The organism is Streptomyces sp. AM6-12 (assembly GCF_044327085.1).
In the GTDB taxonomy this organism is placed as follows: Bacteria; Actinomycetota; Actinomycetes; order Streptomycetales; family Streptomycetaceae; genus Streptomyces.
This window is the reverse complement of record NZ_JBIQWN010000002.1, coordinates 869,186-886,790: the sequence shown is the minus strand read 5'-3', so window position 1 is coordinate 886,790 and position 17,605 is coordinate 869,186. Positions and strand designations below refer to the sequence as shown.

General features: G+C 73.3%; 17 protein-coding genes. 13 read left to right on the top strand and 4 right to left on the bottom strand.

Annotated elements, in window-relative coordinates; all coding sequences use genetic code 11:
* Positions 1–16 precede the first annotated feature (16 nt).
* Positions 17–832: an NAD-dependent epimerase/dehydratase family protein gene (locus ACE4Q9_RS32420; protein ID WP_397988076.1), complete on the top strand. Its 816-nt coding sequence runs from the start codon at positions 17–19 to the stop codon at positions 830–832.
* A 94-nt stretch (positions 833–926) separates the two neighbouring features.
* The gene (locus ACE4Q9_RS32415) at positions 927–2,432 is read left to right on the top strand and encodes an aldehyde dehydrogenase (NADP(+)) (RefSeq protein WP_397988075.1); all 1,506 of its coding nucleotides are present in this window, start codon (positions 927–929) and stop codon (positions 2,430–2,432) included.
* 36 nt (positions 2,433–2,468) lie between these two features.
* Here ACE4Q9_RS32415 and ACE4Q9_RS32410 read toward each other — a convergent pair whose 3' ends face one another.
* Positions 2,469–2,738, bottom strand: a complete 270-nt coding sequence (locus ACE4Q9_RS32410) for a hypothetical protein (protein WP_397988074.1) — start codon at positions 2,736–2,738, stop codon at positions 2,469–2,471.
* Positions 2,739–2,926: 188 nt separating this feature from the next.
* Between ACE4Q9_RS32410 and ACE4Q9_RS32405 the strand changes: the two genes are divergently transcribed.
* Positions 2,927–3,430, top strand: coding sequence for a hypothetical protein (locus ACE4Q9_RS32405; protein ID WP_397988073.1), 504 nt, complete (start codon positions 2,927–2,929; stop codon positions 3,428–3,430).
* A 44-nt stretch (positions 3,431–3,474) separates the two neighbouring features.
* On the opposite strand, the gene ACE4Q9_RS32400 is transcribed toward ACE4Q9_RS32405, so the two are convergent.
* A complete protein-coding gene (locus ACE4Q9_RS32400) occupies positions 3,475–4,386 on the bottom strand; it encodes a helix-turn-helix domain-containing protein (protein WP_397988072.1) in 912 nt (303 codons plus the stop codon).
* Positions 4,387–4,646: 260 nt separating this feature from the next.
* On the opposite strand from ACE4Q9_RS32400, the gene ACE4Q9_RS32395 reads away from it, so the two are divergent.
* Entirely contained in the window at positions 4,647–6,122 is a 1,476-nt protein-coding gene (locus tag ACE4Q9_RS32395; protein WP_397988071.1) for an MFS transporter, read from the top strand.
* Positions 6,123–6,211: 89 nt separating this feature from the next.
* On the opposite strand, the gene ACE4Q9_RS32390 is transcribed toward ACE4Q9_RS32395, so the two are convergent.
* Both ACE4Q9_RS32390 and ACE4Q9_RS32385 read right to left on the bottom strand, forming a co-directional pair.
* The gene (locus ACE4Q9_RS32390; protein WP_397988070.1) at positions 6,212–7,129 is read right to left on the bottom strand and encodes an aldo/keto reductase; all 918 of its coding nucleotides are present in this window, start codon (positions 7,127–7,129) and stop codon (positions 6,212–6,214) included.
* Positions 7,130–7,306: 177 nt separating this feature from the next.
* On the bottom strand, positions 7,307–8,059 hold the full coding sequence (locus tag ACE4Q9_RS32385; protein WP_397988069.1) for an adenosylcobinamide amidohydrolase: 753 nt from the start codon (positions 8,057–8,059) through the stop codon (positions 7,307–7,309).
* A 174-nt stretch (positions 8,060–8,233) separates the two neighbouring features.
* Between ACE4Q9_RS32385 and ACE4Q9_RS32380 the strand changes: the two genes are divergently transcribed.
* From ACE4Q9_RS32380 to pqqE, 9 genes are all read left to right on the top strand, one after another.
* Positions 8,234–9,631 carry a LytTR family transcriptional regulator DNA-binding domain-containing protein gene (locus tag ACE4Q9_RS32380; protein WP_397988068.1) on the top strand — a complete coding sequence of 466 codons (1,398 nt, stop codon included), beginning with the start codon at positions 8,234–8,236 and terminating at the stop codon, positions 9,629–9,631.
* A 173-nt stretch (positions 9,632–9,804) separates the two neighbouring features.
* On the top strand, positions 9,805–11,946 hold the full coding sequence (gene katG / locus ACE4Q9_RS32375) for a catalase/peroxidase HPI (RefSeq protein WP_397988292.1): 2,142 nt from the start codon (positions 9,805–9,807) through the stop codon (positions 11,944–11,946).
* A gap of 146 nt (positions 11,947–12,092) precedes the next feature.
* Complete coding sequence (locus tag ACE4Q9_RS32370) at positions 12,093–12,554, top strand: MSMEG_3727 family PQQ-associated protein (protein WP_397988067.1); 462 nt, start codon at positions 12,093–12,095, stop codon at positions 12,552–12,554.
* A gap of 19 nt (positions 12,555–12,573) precedes the next feature.
* A complete protein-coding gene (locus tag ACE4Q9_RS32365; protein WP_397988066.1) occupies positions 12,574–14,274 on the top strand; it encodes a PQQ-dependent dehydrogenase, methanol/ethanol family in 1,701 nt (566 codons plus the stop codon).
* 47 nt (positions 14,275–14,321) lie between these two features.
* Complete coding sequence (gene pqqA, locus ACE4Q9_RS32360; RefSeq protein WP_397988065.1) at positions 14,322–14,420, top strand: pyrroloquinoline quinone precursor peptide PqqA; 99 nt, start codon at positions 14,322–14,324, stop codon at positions 14,418–14,420.
* Positions 14,421–14,508: 88 nt separating this feature from the next.
* Positions 14,509–15,393 (top strand): pyrroloquinoline quinone biosynthesis protein PqqB, encoded by an 885-nt coding sequence (gene pqqB, locus ACE4Q9_RS32355; RefSeq protein ID WP_397988064.1) that lies wholly within the window; start codon positions 14,509–14,511, stop codon positions 15,391–15,393.
* Between the two features lie 4 nt (positions 15,394–15,397).
* A complete protein-coding gene (pqqC, locus tag ACE4Q9_RS32350; RefSeq protein WP_397988063.1) occupies positions 15,398–16,096 on the top strand; it encodes a pyrroloquinoline-quinone synthase PqqC in 699 nt (232 codons plus the stop codon).
* A 5-nt stretch (positions 16,097–16,101) separates the two neighbouring features.
* Positions 16,102–16,449 carry a pyrroloquinoline quinone biosynthesis peptide chaperone PqqD gene (gene pqqD / locus ACE4Q9_RS32345; RefSeq protein ID WP_397988062.1) on the top strand — a complete coding sequence of 116 codons (348 nt, stop codon included), beginning with the start codon at positions 16,102–16,104 and terminating at the stop codon, positions 16,447–16,449.
* The gene (gene pqqE, locus ACE4Q9_RS32340) at positions 16,442–17,548 is read left to right on the top strand and encodes a pyrroloquinoline quinone biosynthesis protein PqqE (RefSeq protein WP_397988061.1); all 1,107 of its coding nucleotides are present in this window, start codon (positions 16,442–16,444) and stop codon (positions 17,546–17,548) included. The genes pqqD and pqqE overlap by 8 nt, the downstream gene beginning before the upstream one ends.
* The last annotated feature ends 57 nt before the right edge of the window (positions 17,549–17,605 follow it).

Sequence of the window (17,605 nt, the reverse complement as noted above, 5' to 3'; positions counted from 1 at the left end):
GGAGGAGATGAGGCGAGTGCGTCAGCGCATCGTGATCACCGGAGCCGCGGGAGGGATCGGCGGTCTGCTCCGGCCCCGGCTGGCCCGCCCCGGCCGGACGCTGCGGCTGCTCGACGTGGCGCCGGTGCCCCCGGCGGCGAGAGGCGAGGACGTGGAGATCCTCCGGTCGTCGGTGACCGATCTCCCGGCGATGCGCGAGGCCCTCACCGGCGCCGACGCGGTGATCCACCTCGGCGGACTGAGCGTCGAGGGGCCGTGGGAGGAGATCCTGGACATCAACATCAACGGCACCCGCACGGTCCTCGAAGCGGCCCGCCGGGCCGGCGTGCCCCGAGTGATCATCGCCAGCAGCAGCCACGCGGTGGGCTTCCACCCGCGCGAGGGCGAGGCGCCCGACTATCTCTTCCCGCGCCCCGACACCTACTACGGCGTGAGCAAGGTGGCCGCCGAGGCCCTGGGCAGCCTCTACCACGACCGCTACGGCCTGGACGTGGTCTGCGTCCGCCTCGGCGGCTGCTACGAACGCCCCATCGTCACACGCCAGTTGGCCACCTGGCTCTCCCCCGGCGACTGCGCCCGCCTGATGGAGGCGCTCATCGCGGCCCCCTCGCCCGGATTCCGTGTGGTGTGGGGCGTCTCCGACAACACCCGCCGCTGGTTCTCGCTGGACGAGGCACGCGCCCTGGGCTACGCGCCCCAGGACGACGCCGAGCGCTTCGCCGGGGAACTCGAAGGCCGTCACAACCCGTTGGACGAGATCTACCTGGGCGGCGCCTTCTGTTCACCGGAACTCGACGCGGACGACACCGACGGTTCGGGCGCGCGGGGTTGACCGGTGCCGCGCACGACTCCTCTCCTTTCCCTGTGAGTTCATCCGCTCCTTGCCCGCGAGTTCGTCCGCACCGTCCGACCCGGAGGTCCGACCGATGACCGACCCCACGTCCGCCCCGCTGCGGGCCGTCAGCCCGCGTACCGGTGACCCCGTCGGCGACCCGGTCGCCGTGTCCACCGCGCAGGACGTCGACACGGCCGCCCGCGCCGCCGCCCGCGCCTTCCCCGTCTGGTCCGCGCTGCCCGCCGCCGACCGGGCGCGGGCCCTCGATGCCGCCGCCGACGCGCTGGACGCGGCCCGTGACTCACTGGTCCCCGTCGCCGACGCGGAGACCGCGCTCGGCGCGGCCCGGCTGACCGGCGAGGTGGGGCGAACCAGCGGTCAACTTCGCCTGTTCGCCCAGGTGTTGCGGGACGGAGGCCATGTGCAGGCCGTCCTCACCCCGGCCGACCCGGCCGCCGGGCGCCCCGACATCCGCCGGATGCGGCAGGCGATCGGACCGGTGGCGGTGTTCAGCGCCTCCAACTTCCCGTTCGCCTTCTCCGTGGCGGGCGGCGACACCGCCTCGGCCCTGGCGGCCGGCTGCCCGGTCGTCGTCAAGGCGCACGAGGGTCACCCGGCGACCTCGGCCGCGGTCGCGCGCGTCGTCGCCGGAGCGCTGCGCGACGCCGGTGCGCCCGAGGGCGTCCTCGGCCTCGTCACCGGTTTCGAGGCCGGCGCTGCGCTGGTGCGGCATCCCGCCGTCAAGGCCGCCGGCTTCACCGGCTCGCAGACCGGCGGCCGTGCCCTGTACGACCTGGCTGCCGCCCGCCCCGAGCCGATCCCGTTCTACGGCGAACTCGGCAGCGTCAACCCGGTGGTGGTCCTGCCGGGCGCCACGGCCGAACGCACCGGCGCGATCGCCGAGGGGTACGCGCAGTCGCTCACCCTGGGCACCGGCCAGTTCTGCACCAACCCCGGCCTGCTGTTCGTCCCCGAGGACGGCGCGCTGGCGGACGCCGTCGCGGCCGCGGTCGGCGCGGCGACGACCGGGCCGATGCTGACGTCCCGGATCCGGGACGGGTACGAGGCCAGGGTGGCGGAGCTGGACGAGGCCGCGGACCTCGTGCCGCTGGCCTCCGGCAGCGCGGGCGACGGCTCCTTCGCGGTGGCGCCGCGGGTGTGGCGGCTCTCCTTGAAGTCCTTCGCGGACCGGCTGGACGCCCTGGCCGAGGAGTGCTTCGGCCCGGCCGGGCTGGTGGTGACGTACCCGGACGTGGACGCGCTCACCGAGGTCCTGGCGGCCCTGCCGGGCAGCCTGACCGGCTCGGTGCACGCCACGGCCGGCGACGCGGCGGCGGCCGCGCGGGTGGCGGCGGCGCTGCGGCACCGCGTGGGCCGCCTCGTGCACAACGGCTGGCCGACCGGCGTCGCCGTCTGCTGGGCCATGCACCACGGCGGCCCCTGGCCGTCCACGACGGCCCCGCTGCACACCTCGGTCGGCGCCACCGCGATCGACCGCTGGCTGGTCCCGATCGCCTACCAGGACTGGCCGGACGACCTCCTCCCGCCGGAACTCCAGGACGCCAACCCGCTGGGCATCCCCCGCCGGGTGGGCTGACCCGCCCCGCCCGCGGACCCGCGCGTCAGTCCACCGTCAGCGGCGCCTGCCACTCTTGCCGGAAATCTCGCCGCCCGGCGCCCGCAGCGTGAACGACGCCTCGTTCGAGGGCGTGCCGCGGTGCGGGTTCGGCACCTGGAGGTCGCAGTGCACCGGGTGACCGGGACAGAAGGTCACCTTCGTCCTCTGGTCGCCGTAGTGCCCGGCGGCGGCACCGGTCCGCTTGCCGTGGTCCGAGAACCGTACGTCGGTGGGCGAACCGGCCGGCTCGCCCGACGCGTAGCCGCGCGGTGCGGTGCGGGTCACGCGGTAGTGGCTGTGTCCCGAGTTGGCGGGCGCCGCCTTGATCGTGGCCGTGTGGTTGCCGGACGGCAGGGCGAACGTATGCCTTTTGCTGAACGGAATGTCTCAGTATGGGTACGAACGTCACAGGACCCTTTGCGCCCGAGGAACGCGTCGAGGGTGGTCACCGATCGCGAAGGGATGCGGCCGATATGGACGCGGAGCGCGCGAAGCGCGTGGTGGCGGCGTTGCGGGACCGGGGGATCATGGCCCATCTCGTCGAGGCCGGTGTCTACGAGTTCGGGATCAGGGTCGTCCTGGACGAGGGCATCGAGGCGCTGTGGGACACCGACGGGGTGTCGGGGCTGGACGCGGAGGTCCTCAGCGACGGGGTGCTCATCGGTTTCGTGCCGCATGTGCCCGGTTCGGACAACTTCACCGAACAGCAGATCGTCGACAGCATCGCGGCCACGCGGTACCCGACCGAGGGCCTCCGCCCCCCGCCCGCCGACGTCCCGCCACCGCCCCCGGCCGAAGGGTTCCGGCCGCCTGGCGACGTCCCGCCACCGCCCCCGGCCGAAGGGTTCCGGCCGCCTGGCGACGTGGCGCCACCGCCGCCGCCCGCGCGGTCGCGCCCGGAAGAACCCGCTCCCGCCGCCCCACCGGTCAGCCGCTACCAGCGCTGGGCGCGGTGGTTGCGGCACGGCGGGCACTGAACACCCCGCCCGGCGCCGGTCCGCGCGAGGTGACGGCCGCCTGTTCAGGGAGAGGCGGTCACGTGCTGGTCCCGTCCGGCGTCCGGTGCGCCGGTCGTCCCAGGCCGCACCGGGGAATCCAGCCCGAGCATGGCCGCCTCGTCGGCGGTGCCGGGGGCCGCCTGGTAGACGACCATCCGCTGGCCGCCCGTCCGGGCCAGTCGCATCACCTCGTAGGTCAGGGTCATGGTTCCGACCTCGGGGTGCCGGAAGTGCTTCTGGCCGCCGCCGCGCTCGCAGACGTCGTACCGTTCCCACAGGCGCGCGAACTCCGGGGACTTCAGGACCAGTTCGCCGACGAGGGTGGTCAGCTCGGGGTCGTCCGGGTCGGCGCCGGCGACCGCCCGCAGATGCGCCACCGAGTGGGCGACGGTGTCCTCCCAGGGCTGGTAGAGGGTCCTGCCCACCGGGTGCAGGAAGAGGTAGCGGGTCAGGTTCCGCTGGTGGTCCGACCAGTCCCACAGGCCGGGCAGCAGGCGCCGGCCCGGCGGGTTCGCGGCCAGGACGCGGTTGTAGCGGCTCACGACGTAGGCGGGCAGCGGGCGTACCGACTCCAGCATGCGCAGCACCGAGTCGCGCACGGTGTGGTCCGCCGAGACCGGTGGCTCGGAGGTCCGGCCGGAGGCCAGCTCCGCGAGTTCGTGGAGGCGTTCGTAGCCGTCGCCGCGCAGGCGCAGGGCGCGGCCGAGGGCGTCGACGACGGCGGGCGAGGGGTTGGTCTCGCGGCCGCGTTCGAGGCGGATGTAGTAGTCCACGCTCACGCCGGCCAGCGCGGCCAGTTCCTCCCGGCGCAGTCCCGGCGTGCGGCGCAGGCCCGCGCCGGCCGGCAGACCGACGTCCTCCGGGCGTACCTGCGCCCTGCGGGCCTTCAGGTATCTGCCGAGTTCCGTGCCCCGCGTCTCTGTCGCTGCTCCCATTCGCTCAATTGTGCCAGCTCCGCCGGGGTGTTGAGGGGGTGTGCGAGGGCCTGGAACGCCGCACCCCGGGTTCGGCCCGGTCTGCCCGACCGCCGGGCCGGGCCGCAGAGTTGATCCCGGAGCGGGCGGCCCGGCGGCGCGGACCCAGGGGGTGCGTGACACCGGACCGCGGTCCCGGCGTTCGTGGCCGCCCGCCGACTCGTCCCCGACGGTTCCCCGACGGACCCCCCGTCGACCGTCCGTGAGGTCAGGAGGCCACCATGTCCAGCTCCCTTCCCACCTCGCCGGCCGTCCCCTGCCGGGAGCCCGCGCCGAAGTCACCGGTGCCCGAGGTACGGCGACGAGAGCCGGACCGGGCCCGACCAGCCGGGCCGGACGCCGGGGCCGCCGCCGCGCCGCGGCGGGCCGGGGCCGCGCTGGTCGCCTCGCTGCTCGGGTTCAGTGTGATCACCATCGACGTGTCGGCCGTGAACATCGCGCTGCCCGCGATCCGGGAGTCCCTCCGCGGCGGCATGGCGGGCCAGCAGTGGGTGGTGGACGCGTACACGCTGATGTTCGCCGCCCTGATGCTCTCCGCCGGTGCCATCGCCGACCGCGCGGGCGCCCGGCGCGCCTACGCCTGGGGAGTCGCCCTGTTCACCCTGGCCTCCCTCGGCTGTGCGCTGGCGCCCGGCATCGGGGTGCTTGTCGCCGCGCGGGTGGCACAGGGCGGGGCCGCCGCGGTCGTGCTGCCGGCCTCGCTGGCGCTGATCCGCCAGGCCCACGAGGACAGCAGGGAGCGTGCGCGGGCCATCGCGCTGTGGACCGTGGGCGGTTCGGTGGCGATGGCCGCGGGCCCGGTGCTGGGCGGGCTGCTCACCGAGACGGCCGGCTGGCGGGCGGTGTTCCTGCTCAACCTCCCGGTGGGCGCGGTGATTCTGGGTCTGCTGGTACGGGTGCCGCGCTCGCCGCGCCGGCCCGCCGCGCTGGACGGGATGGGGCAGCTGACCGCCGTACTCGCCCTGGCCGGGCTGGCCGTCGCGGTGATCGAGGGCGGCCATCTGGGCTGGACCAGCCTGCCCGTGCTGGGCGCCGCGGTGCTCGCCGTCGGCTCCGGGTTCCTGTTCCGTGCCGTGGAGTCCCGGCACCGGCAGCCGATGATTCCGCTGGCGCTGCTGCGGGACCGCCGGGTGAGCGTTCCGCTCGCGGTCGGTTTCGCCGTCAACGCGGCCTTCTACGGCGGGATCTTCCTGCTCGGGCTGTACTACCAGCAGTTGCGGGGGATGTCGGCGACGACGGCCGGGCTGATGTTCGTGCCGATGTCCGCGGTGGTGACGGCGACCAACCTGGTCTCGCCGCGGCTCGCGGAGCGGTTCGGGCGGCGGTCGGTGATCGTCGTCGGCCAACTGGTCTTCACCGTCGCGATGCTGGCCATGCTGCCGCTGGCCGCGGACACCCCGGTGTGGCTGGTGCTGGTCCTGCTGCTGCCGCTGAGCATGGGCGGGGCGGTCGCGGTGCCCGCGCTGACCGCGCTGCTGATCGACGCGGTCCCGGCGGAGCGCGCGGGAACCGTGTCGGGGCTGCTCAACTCCCTTCGCCAGCTGGGCGGGGCGCTTGCCGTCGCCCTCTTCGGCGGCCTGCTCGCCGGTGCCGGCGGTGGCTTCTCGCTTCCGGGCATGCGCCTCGGGCTGCTGGCCGTCGCGGCGCTGCTCCTCGTCACCGCCGCGCTCTCCCGGCTGCTGCTGGCGCGCGACTGACCCGGGGCGGGGCGCGGCGCTCGGCGGAGACGCGACACGCTGCGGGGGCGCGGCACGTCGCAGCGGTGCGGGACGCAGCGCGGGCGCCGTCAGAGCGGGCGGCCGACCGAGTCGAGGAGCCGTAGTTCCTCCTCCGTCAGGCGCAGCGCGGCCGCGGCCACGTTGTCGGCGAGGTGGTCGGGGTTGCCGGTGCCCGGTATGGCCAGCACGTGCTCGCCCTGGTACAGGGTCCAGGCCAGCCGTACCCGTGCCGGTGAGACGCCGTGTGCGCGGGCGACGGCGCGGACCGGGTCGTGCTCGGCGCGGGCGGGTCCGGCTTCCCGGCCCTTTCCGGAGATGGCGAAGAAGGGCACGAACGCGATGCCGTGGTCGGCGCACGCCCGGAGCATCGGTCCGCCCGCGGGGTCGTCGATGCCGTGGCGGTTCTGGACGCACACCACCGGTGCGATGGACAGGGCCTGGGCGAGGTGCTCGGGGCGGGCGCCGGAGATCCCGAGGTGCCGGACGAGTCCCGCGTCCCGCAGTTCGGCGAGGGCGCCGAAGTGCTCGCTGACGGAGTCCTGGCCCATGATGCGCAGGTTGACCACGTCGAGGTGGTCACGGCCGAGTTGGCGCAGGTTCTCCTCGACCTGGCCGCGCAGTTGGTCGGGCCGGGCCGGGGTGGTCCACTCCCCCGAGGCGTCGCGGGCCGGGCCGACCTTGGTGGCGATGACGATGTCGGCGGGGCAGGGGGCGAGGGCCGCGTTGAGGATTTCGTTGGCGGACCGCAGCCGGGAGAAGTAGAACGCCGCGGTGTCGAAGTGGTTGACCCCGAGTTCGACCGCGCGGCGTACCACCCGGATCGCCTGCGCGCGGTCGCTGGGGACGCCCTGGTAAAAGGGGGCGCTGCCGGTGAGGCGCATCGCTCCGAAGCCCATCCGGTTGACCTCGATGTCCCCCAGCGTCCAGGTGCCCGCCGCTGCGGCCGTCCCTGCCGCGGAGTCCGTGCCCGGCTTCATCTCGCCCATCAACTCCGTTCATTCGCCGCCCCCCGAACGGTTCGAGGGGCGGCGGACCCGGAGTATGCGCAGGTGGACGGGGCGGCGGGAAGGTCTGGAGCGAGGGCGGAATCTCACAGCGGGAGCGGGAACCCGGGGCGGGCGCGGCGAGTTGTCCTTACTGACGGTTCCTCACCGGATCCGTGTTCATGAACCCGCCCGTGTCCTCGCCGGTGCCGCGGCTCCGCCGCGCACGGGTTCCACGGCGGCGCGCACCGCGGAGTGCACCGCGCGCGCCAGCCGGGCACCCCACAGGGAGCGGGGGCCCGCGAACGCCACCGGCCGCTCGCCGGGCCGGGGGACGCGGGCGGCGACGCACACCGCGTCCGTGGGGGTGCCGGAGCAGTCGTAGCCGGAGTCGAGGAGAGCCTGCACCTTGGCCTCGGTGGCGGTGGCGACGGCGTTGACCAGGGCGGCGTCGGTCAGGGCGGTGGGCAGGGCGGCGATGATGTTGATGGTGCCGGGGGAGGGCGGCAAGGAGGTGCCCGGCGCGGGGGTGGCGGCCCAGCCGTGGACGCCGAGGCCGGCGGTGACCACCGCCTCGACGCCGTCGTCGTGCGCGCGGCCGTGGCAGAGGACGTCGGCGGCCGTCATCAGTCCGACGCCCGGCCCCCGCACCCCGGCGTTCCGGGCGAGGCGTGCGAGGTGGGTGTCGGGGTCGGTGCGGCCGTAGCCGTGCGAGACCTGGGCGTTGAGGACCCAGGAGCGTTCGCCGATGCCTCCGCCGAGGACCGCGCTGCTGATCATCCGCCAGCCGGGTCCCGCCCGCCACAGCAGGGCCGACAGCCGCTCGTCGTCCTCGAAGCGGGTCAGTGTCCGCAGCTCGAGGACGCCGGTCGCGGCGCGGGGCGGTGGGGCGACGGTCACTGAGCTGGACTCCTCCGAGCGGCTGGTCCTCATGATCGTACCGAGCGCGTCGCTCGGGGAATGCGGCCGAGGTATCCCGGCGCGGGGCGCCCCGGCCCGAAGGGGGGTGTGCGCGGGGCGTCGCGGTACCTAGGGTGTGTAATGCACTGGTTTTCCGGCATACGGGAAGAATCTTCGCCGGGGATGGACCGAGGGTGGTTCTGAACCATGAGGGATGTATCGCGGCTCGCCGAGCCGATGTCGGCGGATCTCGGGGACGGCACCGTGCTGGCGGCGTGGGAGCGGTTCGTGCAGGGGGACGACCGGGTGTCCGGGGTGCGGCCGCTGGTCGCGGTCTCCTGGCACCGCTGCCGGGAGCGGTACCAGGTCGATCCTCATCTCGCCAAGGCCCCCGTGGCCGTCGCACAGCCCGCGCACCCGCCGGAGCACGACGTCGTCTTCGCCGAGCTGGGGTTCCGTGCGGCCTCTGTGGCTCATGAGGTGGATGGGGTCGGCGGAGTCGTCACGGTCACCGACGCCTCGGGCCGGGTGCTGGCCGAGTGGGGCGACCAGGCCACGCTGGCGAAGGCGTACGACTCCCACCTCGCGCCCTGGTTCTGCTGGTCCGAGTCCGCGGCCGGCACGAACGGCCTGGGCACCGCGCTGGAGGTGCACGGACCGGTGCCGATCAGCGGTCCGGAGCACTGGTGCCAGGCGTTCCACCACTGGGGCTGCGCGGGCATCGCGGTACGGGACGTGGTGACGCGGGAGCCGATCGCGGTCCTCGGCATCTGCTGCTGGCGCAACCGGCTTCCCGCGTCCGCCGCGAGTTGGCTGGCGCACGCGGTGACCATGGCCCAGTACCCGCTCAAGAGGCGCGCCCGCGACAGCGGCGCCGAACTGGTCGCCGCCTACACCAGGGCGAGGCGGCACTCCGGGGCGCCGCTGGCCGCGCTGGACGCCGCGGGCCGGGTGGTGATCGCCGACGAGCCGGCGGGCGCGCTCCTGGGAGTTCCGGCGGCCACTCCGGCGGTCGATCCGACACTGCGCTGGAACCCCGGCCTGCCGGACCTGATCGCGGCCTCCCGGCAGGCCACCGGACAGGCGGCGCACGATCCCGCCTGGGTCGGTGCGACGCAGATCCTCGCGCACCCCTGCGACGAGCCGACGTCGATCAGCATCCGGCCGGTCTTCTCGTCCGGTCATCTGATCGGGAACCTGGTCTCGTTCGGGGCCGGTGACGGTGCGCGGCTGCCACCGGTGGAGCGGGCCGCGCCTCCCGCGGAGCGGCCGCGCCGGCTGGTCGCGGTGCACGACAACCGGATGACGCTGCTGCGGCCGCAGGAGGTCTCCTTCGCCGAGTCGCGCGGCAACGACGTGTGGCTCCGCACCGACCAGGGCTGCCTGCGCGCCGCCTGCGCGAGCCTGGACAAGCTCGACGGCGAGCTGACGGGCGCCGGTTTCCTGCGGGTGCACCGGCGGTACGTGGTCAACCTCGGCCGGGTCCGGGAGGTCGAGCGGGGGCCGAAGGGTGAGCTGTCCCTCGTCATGGACGACGGGACGAAGGAGATGGTGCCGGTGTCCCGGCGCAACGCGGCTGCCCTGCGCCGCGCGCTGGGCATCTGACGTCCGCGAGTTCCTTCGAGCACCGGCTCGTTCTTCGTTCGAGCACCGGCAAGCGTTCCGGGAAGGAGGCTCCCGTGTCCGACACTCGGTTCACCACGGCGAACAGGCGAAGCGCGGGTGGCGGCCTGGGCCTGTCCGCCCCGGCCGGACCCCCCACCGGCCCGGCCGGCGGCATGCGCAACCGGGACTGGTGGCCGCACCGGCTCGACCTGTCGGTCCTGCGCGAGCACCCGGCCACGGCCGACCCGCTGGGCGCGGACTTCGACTACGCCGCCGCCTTCCGCACCCTCGACCTGGACGCCCTGGCGCGGGACGTCGACGCGGTCCTGACCACCTCCCAGCCCTGGTGGCCCGCCGACTACGGGCACTACGGGCCGCTCGTGCTGCGGATGGTGTGGCACTGCGCCGGGACGTACCGCGTCGGTGACGGCCGCGGCGGCGCGAGCGGCGGCATGCAGCGCTTCGCGCCCGTGAACAGCTGGCCCGACAACCGCAACCTCGACAAGGCGCGCCGTCTGCTGTGGCCGGTGAAGAAGAAGTACGGCCGGAAGATCTCCTGGCCCGACCTGATGGTCTTCGCGGGCAATCGCGCCCTGGAGACGATGGGTCTGAGGACGTTCGGCTTCGCGGGCGGCCGGGCGGAGGTCTGGGAGTCCGACGAGGACGTGTACTGGGGCCCGGAGCGGGCCTGGCTCGGCGACGAACGCCACGGCGGCGTGCGGGAGCTGGAGCAGCCGCTGGCCGCAGCGCAGCTCGGCCTCATCTACGTCAACCCGGAGGGCCCGAACACCGTTCCGGACCCGCTGGCCTCGGCGCGGGACATCCGTGACACGTTCCGGCGGATGGGGATGGACGACGCGGAGACCGTCGCGCTGATCGCGGGCGGGCACACCTTCGGCAAGACCCACGGCGCGGCCGACCCGGAGGCATGGCTCGGCCCCGAGCCCGAGGGCGCCCCGCTCGAACAGCAGGGCCTGGGCTGGCGCGGCGGCTACGGCACCGGCAAGGGCCCGGACACCATCTCCAGCGGCCTGGAGGGCACGTGGACGCCCACCCCGACCCGCTGGGACAACAGCTTCTTCGAGACGCTGTTCGGGTACGAATGGGAGCTGGAGCTGAGCCCCGGCGGCCTGTGGCAGTGGATCCCCAGGGGCGGCGCCGGGGCCGGTACCGTGCCGGACGCCCACGATCCGGCCGTACGGCACGCGCCGACGGTCCTGACGACGGACCTCGCGCTGCGCGTCGACCCGGTCTACGAGCCGATCGCGCGGCGCTTCCTGGACCACCCGGACCAGCTCGCGGACGCCTTCGCCCGCGCGTGGTTCAAGCTGACGCACCTCGACATGGGTCCGATCCAGCGCTACCTCGGACCACTGGTCCCCCGGGAGCGGCTGCCCTGGCAGGACCCGGTCCCCGCCGTGGACCACCCGCTCGTCGACGCGGCGGACGTCGCCGCGCTCGAGGAGCGGATCCTCGCCTCCGGGCTGCCGGTCGGCCGGCTCGTCTCGACCGCGTGGGCGTCGGCCTCGACCTTCCGCGTCAGCGACCGGCGGGGCGGCGCGAACGGCGGCCGTATCCGCCTCGCACCCCAGCGGGACTGGGAGGTCAACGAACCCGAGGAGCTGGCGCGGGTGCTGAGCGTGCTGGAGGGGATCCGGGAGTCGTTCGACAGCGAGCAGGGCGGGGGCAAGCGGGTCTCGCTGGCCGACCTCGTCGTACTGGGCGGGACCGCCGCCGTCGAGCGGGCCGCCGAGGCCGCCGGGTACGGGGTGCGGGTCCCCTTCGCGCCGGGACGCACCGACGCCCCGCAGGAGTGGACCGACGTGGCGTCCTTCGCCCCGCTGGAGCCGGCCGCCGACGGGTTCCGCAACTACCCGGGCAACGGCTGCCACCGGCTACCCCCGGAGCAGCTGCTGGTCGACCGGGCGAACCTGCTGGGCCTCACCGCGCCCGAGATGACGGTCCTGGTGGGCGGTCTGCGGGTGCTGGGCGCCACCTACCGGCAGTCGCCGCTCGGCGTCCTCACCCCGGCGCCCGGATCGCTCACCAACGACTTCTTCGTGAACCTCCTCGACAGCGACACCCGGTGGGAGGCGGCGTCCGCCGGGACCTTCGAGGGGCGCGACCGCGCCACGGGGGCGCTCAAGTGGACCGCCGGCCGCGTCGACCTCGCCTTCGGCTCCGACTCGGGGCTGCGCGCCCTCGCCGAGGTCTACGCGAGCGACGACGCGAAGGAGAAGTTCGTCCGGGACTTCGTCGCCGCGTGGGTCAAGGTCATGAACCTCGACCGGTACGACATCGCGGACGAGCGGTAGCGGAAAACGGTTGAACGGCGTGCGCGGGGCCGGACTCGGGGCCGCCCTTGTCCGGGTGATCCGCCCGGCGTAGCGTGTTTATCAAGCGATAAATTATTTATTCTTCGAAAAGGCAGGAAAGAAATACGGAAAAGGGTGAAGCCCCGATGACGACCACGCGGGAGCGCACCGACCTGCTGGACCAGATCGGGCTGAACGCACAGAACAAAGCGGCACTGGGCCAGGTTCTCGGCACCGGGAACATCGGCCGGGCCAGCGAGGATCCGGACGGCCGCATGCGGGCGACCATTCGCATCAACCCCGATGAGCTTTCCTGGGATCCGTCCATTCTGGTCATGCCCCATGGAGGCGATATCGAGCTGGAACTCGTCAACGACGACGAGAACACGCACTGCGCGCTGCTGCCGAGCAATGGCGACCGGAAATTCATCTGGCTGGTGAACCATTCGCGCGGACGGGCGCACCTCAATCTCGACGGACCGGGCTACTACTGGTTCGGCTCGCCCACGGGCAATGACGAGGGCCGGGGACTGACCGGGTCCATCGTCGTCCTCGGGGACGCGCCGCCGGAGGCCCGCCTGGACCGTCCGGCTCAGCCGCGACCGTGAAGGGAAGGAGGCGGAGCACATGACCGTCGACTACGTGGACGCGGGCGAGGCCGTCGACCAGGGCAACCTCAGCGGCAAGATCGCGGGCGGAGAGGTCGCACCGCCGGTGGTGGCGGGCGTCGACTACGAACGCATCCTGCGGGCCCGCGAGGAACCGCACAACTGGCTGACCTACTACGGCGCCTACGACGGGCAGCGCTTCAGCACGCTGGACCAGATCAACACCGAGACCGTCAGGCACATGGTCCCCGCGTGGGTCTTTCAGGCCGGCACCACCGGTCTGATCGCCGGCGCCTCGACCTACTCCTTCGAGGCCGCCCCGATCGTCGTGGACGGGGTGATGTTCCTGTCCGGCTGGGACGGCTGGGTCTGGGCCCTCGACGCGCGGACGGGCACGGAGATCTGGCGGTACAAGCACGCCGTCCCCTTCGACGTGTCCTTGTGCTGCGGGAACGTGAACCGCGGCGTCGCCGTCGCCCAGGGCAAGGTCTTCTTCGTCACGGCGAACGCGCGGCTGCTCGCGCTCGACGCCACCAACGGCAAACGGGTCTGGGACCGCACCTACGGCGACGTCCGGGCCGGCGAGAGCGCCACCGTCGCCCCGCTGGTCGTGAAGAACCTGGTCATCGTGGGCAGTTCGGGCGGCGAGTTCGGCGTCCGTGGCCACCTCGACGCGTTCGACCTGGAGTCCGGCGAGCACCAGTGGCGCTGCTACACCGTGCCGAAGCCCGGCGAGCCGGGCGCGGAGACCTGGCCGGCCGACGGCGAGGCCTGGGCGCGGGGCGGCGCGAACTGCTGGCTCACCGGCACCTTCGACCCGGAGACCAACCTTCTGTACGTCGGCACCGGCAACCCGGCGCCCGACTTCGACGGGGCCGTCCGCGAGGGCGACAACCTGTTCACGGACAGCATCATCGCCGTCGACGTGGACAGCGGCCAGATCCGCTGGCACTACCAGTGCACCCCGCACGACCTGTGGGACTACGACAGCATCGGCGAGTGCATCCTGTTCGAGCAGGGCGGGCGCAGACTGCTGGGCCACTTCGACAAGAACGGCTACTTCTTCGTCCTCGACCGCACGAACGGCGAGCGGGTCTCGATCACTCCGTTCGTGGACCGCATCACCTGGGGCGCGATCACGCGGGACGGCCAGGTGACGGCCAAGGTCTATCCGGACCAGGAGGGCATTCCGGTCCACTTCTACCCCGGCCCGGCCGGCGCCAAGGAGTGGACGCACGCGTCGTACAGCCCGCGGACCGAGCTGTTCTACGTCCCGGTCCAGGACACCGGTGCCACGGCGACACGGCGGCGCCGGGAGTTCAAGGAGAGCATCCCCTACTGGGGTGCGGGCGTTCAGGTGGACATCGAGGACATGGCCGGGTCGGTCAGCGCGTTCGACGCGAGCGGCGAGGAGAAGTGGCGCTGGCGCAATGAACTGCCGATGTGCGCCTCGACGCTGGCGACCGGCGGCGACCTGGTGTTCGCCGGGGAGCCCTCCGGCGAGTTCGACGCGCTCGACGCCCGCACCGGAGAGCAGCTGTGGCAGTTCCAGTGCGGCAGCGGCCACCACAGCAGCCCGACCACCTACATGGTCGACGGCAGGCAGTACGTCGCCGTGCCGGTCGGCTGGGGCGGCTGGGCCGAGGGGTTCCTGCCCGGCATGCTCGGCGCGGGGCACGGCAGCGCCCTGTTCGCCTTCGCCCTTCCGGAACCGTCCTAGCGCGTGACCGGAGTTGCCGCCGAACGGGCGAGAGAGGAGGTGGATCCATGGAGTGCGAGCTGGCCGTGTGGGAGACACCGGACTTCGACGAGATCGTGGTCGCGGCCGAGGTGACCATGTACCTCGCCAGGATGGACGACGAGTAGGGAAGAGACCGGGAGGAGTGGCCGACCGGGGTGGCGCCGGAGACGATCCGGCGCCCCCGACCCCGGTCCGGCGAACGGAGGTGTCGTCGTGTTGCTGCGTGTGCTGGGCTCGGCGGCCGGTGGCGGGTCCCCGCAGTGGAACTGCGGCTGCCCGGTGTGTGCCGCGGTCCGCTCGGGCGCCGGAGTCGCGCGCACCCAGTCGTCGGTGGCGGTCAGCGCCGACCGCCGCCGCTGGTTCCTCGTCAACGCCTCGCCCGACCTGCGCGCCCAGTTCGAGTCCTTTCCGGCGCTGCATCCGCGCGCGGACCGTACGACGCCGCTGGAGGCGGTGCTGCTCACCGACGCGGAGCTGGATCACACGATGGGCCTGCTGCTGCTGCGGGAGGCGGGCACCCTGCTGCTGTACGCGACCCCGGCCGTGCACAAGACCCTGCTGGACGGCTCGGGCATCCTGCGCACGCTGGAGCACTACTGCCTGGTCGAGTGGCGCGCGGTGATCCCCGGCACCGATTTCCCGCTGGCGGACGGGCTGTTCTGCCGGGCGTTCGACGTGCCGAGCACCAAACACCCCCGGTTCGGCGGCGGTCCGGACCCCGACCGCGTCGTGGGCTACCGGCTGACCGACGAGCACGGCGGAACGCTGGTCTACCTGCCCGCGGTGCAGACGCTGACGCGCGCGCTGCGCAGGGAGATCGAGGGCTGCCCCTGCCTGCTGATCGACGGGACGTGCTGGCGCGACGACGAGCTGATACGGCTCGGACTGGCCGGCAAGACCGCACGGGAGATGGGGCATCTGCCCCTCGACGGCCCGGACGGGAGCCTGGCGCAGCTCGCTTCGCTGGGCGTGCGGCGGACCGTCCTCGTGCACATGAACAACACCAACCCGGTGCTGCTGGAGGGCACGCCCGAGCGGCGTACCGTCGAGGAGTACGGCATGGAGGTCGCCATGGACGGCCTGGAGATCCAGGTGTAGTGCCGTGGCGACGACCGACACGGTGACGAGCGCGGACGGTTTCGTCGAGGCGCTGCGGGCGCACTCGCGCCGCTACCACGACCAGCACCCGTTCCATGTGCGGATGAACGCCGGTCTGCTGAGCCCCGCGCAGATCCGCGGCTGGGTCGCGAACCGCTTCTACTACCAGGAGAACATCCCGCGCAAGGACGCCGCGATCCTGTCCAACTGCCCCGACCCGGAGGTCCGCCGCCGCTGGGTCCGGCGCATCCTCGACCATGACGGCACCGCCGCCGGGGAAGGCGGCATCGAGGCGTGGCTGCGCCTCGGGGAGGCGGCCGGGCTGAGCCGTGAGGAGATCCTGGACCACCGGCATCTGGTGCCGGGTGTGCGGTTCGCCGTCGACGCCTACGTCACCTTCGCCCGGACCCGGCCGTGGGTGGAGGCGGTGGCGTCCTCGCTCACCGAGATGTTCGCGCCCGATCTGATGGCGGCGCGGCTCGCGGGGTTCGAGCGCTGGTACCCGTGGATCGCCCCCGAGGGCCTCGCCTACTTCCGGGCCCGCCTCGAACAGGCTCCCCGTGACTGCGAGCACGCCCTGGAGGTGGTCACCGCGCACTGCCGGACCGCCGAGTCGCGGGCACGCGCGGTGGACGCGCTGTCGTTCAAGTGCGACGTCCTGTGGAGCCTGATGGACGCCGTCGACCAGGCCTATCCGGAGTGACGACCATGGACGCGACCCCCGCCGCGACGAACCGGACGCGCACCGCCGAGGTGACCGGCCCGGACCGGCCCCGGCTGGCGCGCCATGTCCGGCTGGGCTTCGACCGGACCCGGCAGCGCCGGATCCTGCTGCATCCCGAGGCGGTCGTGGTGCTCAACGACAGCGGTGCGGCCATCCTCGACCTGTGCGACGGCCGACACACCGTGGCCGGGATCGTGAGCGAACTGTCCGCGCGCTACCAGCGCGTCCCCGACGACGAGGTGCGGCGGTTCCTGAGCAGGCTGGTCGTCCGGCGCTATCTGGAACTCGTCGGCACCGGCACCGATGACGGCGATGGTGGTGGCGATGGATAGTCCGTTCGGACTGCTCGCCGAGCTGACGTACCGCTGCCCGCTGGCGTGTCCGTACTGCTCGAACCCGCTGAACCTGGCCGAGTACGGGGACGAGTTGACCACCGGTGAATGGCTGCGGGTGCTGACGCAGGCCGCCGATCTCGGGGTGTTGCAGTGCCATCTGTCCGGCGGTGAGCCGCTGTTGCGGCGCGACCTGGTGGAACTGGTCGCGGGCGCCAACGATCTGGGCCTGTACACCAACCTGATCACCAGCGCCCTGGGGTTCTCGCGGGCGCGGGCGCGTCAGTTGCGGACCGCCGGCCTTGACCATGTGCAGATCAGCGTCCAGGCCGACGAGCCGGCGCTGTCCGACCGGATCGCCGGAATTCCGTCCTTCCGGCGCAAGGTCGAGGCGATGGGACTGGTCAAGGAGCTGGGCTGGCCGCTGACCGTGAACGTGGTGCTGCACCGGTACAACATCGACCGCGTCGCCGAGGTGCTCGCCCTGGCCGAGGAGATGGGCGCCGACCGGGTGGAGCTGGCCAACACCCAGTACTACGGCTGGGCCTGGCGCAACCGCGCCGCGCTGCTGCCGAGCCGGGCGCAGCTGGCGGCGGCCGAGGGCGTCGTACGGGCCGCGACCGAGCGGCTGCGGGACCGGATGGCCATCATCTACGTGCTCCCCGACTACTACAGCCGCTATCCGAAGCCCTGTATGGGCGGTTGGGCCGCCCGGCAGCTGACGATCACGCCGAACGGCGATGTGCTGCCCTGCCCGGCCGCCCAGTCGCTGCCGTTGCCGCGGGCCAGTGTGCGGGAGGACTCGCTGGCGCGGATCTGGGCCGAGGCGCCGGTGATGACGGCGTTCCGGGGGACCGACTGGATGCCGGAGCCCTGCCGCAGCTGTCCCCGGCGGGAGGTGGACTTCGGCGGCTGCCGCTGCCAGGCCTTCCAGCTCACCGGCGACGCCGCGCGCACCGACCCGGTCTGCCACCTGTCCCCCGACCACGACCTGGTCGCCCGTGCCGTCGAGACCGCCAACACCGCGCCACGGCCCGACGCCCCGCCCCTGGTCCCCCGCCCGCACGGACCCCGCCATCCGGCCCGGCACGCGGGCTAGGGTCTCCCGTCCGGCTCAGGCCGGGTCGGGAGCGGAGTCCGGTGCCGTGCATCGCGC

What these genes read in the sequence shown, in the direction of transcription:
- ACE4Q9_RS32365 (WP_397988066.1), top strand. Translation starts at nt 12,574, where the DNA reads ATGACCGTCGACTACGTGGACGCGGGCGAGGCCGTCGACCAGGGCAAC.
- ACE4Q9_RS32400 (WP_397988072.1), bottom strand. Translation starts at nt 4,386, where the DNA reads ATGGGAGCAGCGACAGAGACGCGGGGCACGGAACTCGGCAGATACCTG.
- ACE4Q9_RS32405 (WP_397988073.1), top strand. Translation starts at nt 2,927, where the DNA reads ATGGACGCGGAGCGCGCGAAGCGCGTGGTGGCGGCGTTGCGGGACCGG.
- ACE4Q9_RS32385 (WP_397988069.1), bottom strand. Translation starts at nt 8,059, where the DNA reads ATGAGGACCAGCCGCTCGGAGGAGTCCAGCTCAGTGACCGTCGCCCCA.
- pqqD (WP_397988062.1), top strand. Translation starts at nt 16,102, where the DNA reads ATGGACGCGACCCCCGCCGCGACGAACCGGACGCGCACCGCCGAGGTG.
- pqqA (WP_397988065.1), top strand. Translation starts at nt 14,322, where the DNA reads ATGGAGTGCGAGCTGGCCGTGTGGGAGACACCGGACTTCGACGAGATC.
- ACE4Q9_RS32415 (WP_397988075.1), top strand. Translation starts at nt 927, where the DNA reads ATGACCGACCCCACGTCCGCCCCGCTGCGGGCCGTCAGCCCGCGTACC.
- ACE4Q9_RS32380 (WP_397988068.1), top strand. Translation starts at nt 8,234, where the DNA reads ATGAGGGATGTATCGCGGCTCGCCGAGCCGATGTCGGCGGATCTCGGG.
- pqqE (WP_397988061.1), top strand. Translation starts at nt 16,442, where the DNA reads ATGGATAGTCCGTTCGGACTGCTCGCCGAGCTGACGTACCGCTGCCCG.
- ACE4Q9_RS32370 (WP_397988067.1), top strand. Translation starts at nt 12,093, where the DNA reads ATGACGACCACGCGGGAGCGCACCGACCTGCTGGACCAGATCGGGCTG.
- ACE4Q9_RS32395 (WP_397988071.1), top strand. Translation starts at nt 4,647, where the DNA reads ATGTCCAGCTCCCTTCCCACCTCGCCGGCCGTCCCCTGCCGGGAGCCC.
- ACE4Q9_RS32390 (WP_397988070.1), bottom strand. Translation starts at nt 7,129, where the DNA reads ATGGGCGAGATGAAGCCGGGCACGGACTCCGCGGCAGGGACGGCCGCA.
- katG (WP_397988292.1), top strand. Translation starts at nt 9,805, where the DNA reads ATGCGCAACCGGGACTGGTGGCCGCACCGGCTCGACCTGTCGGTCCTG.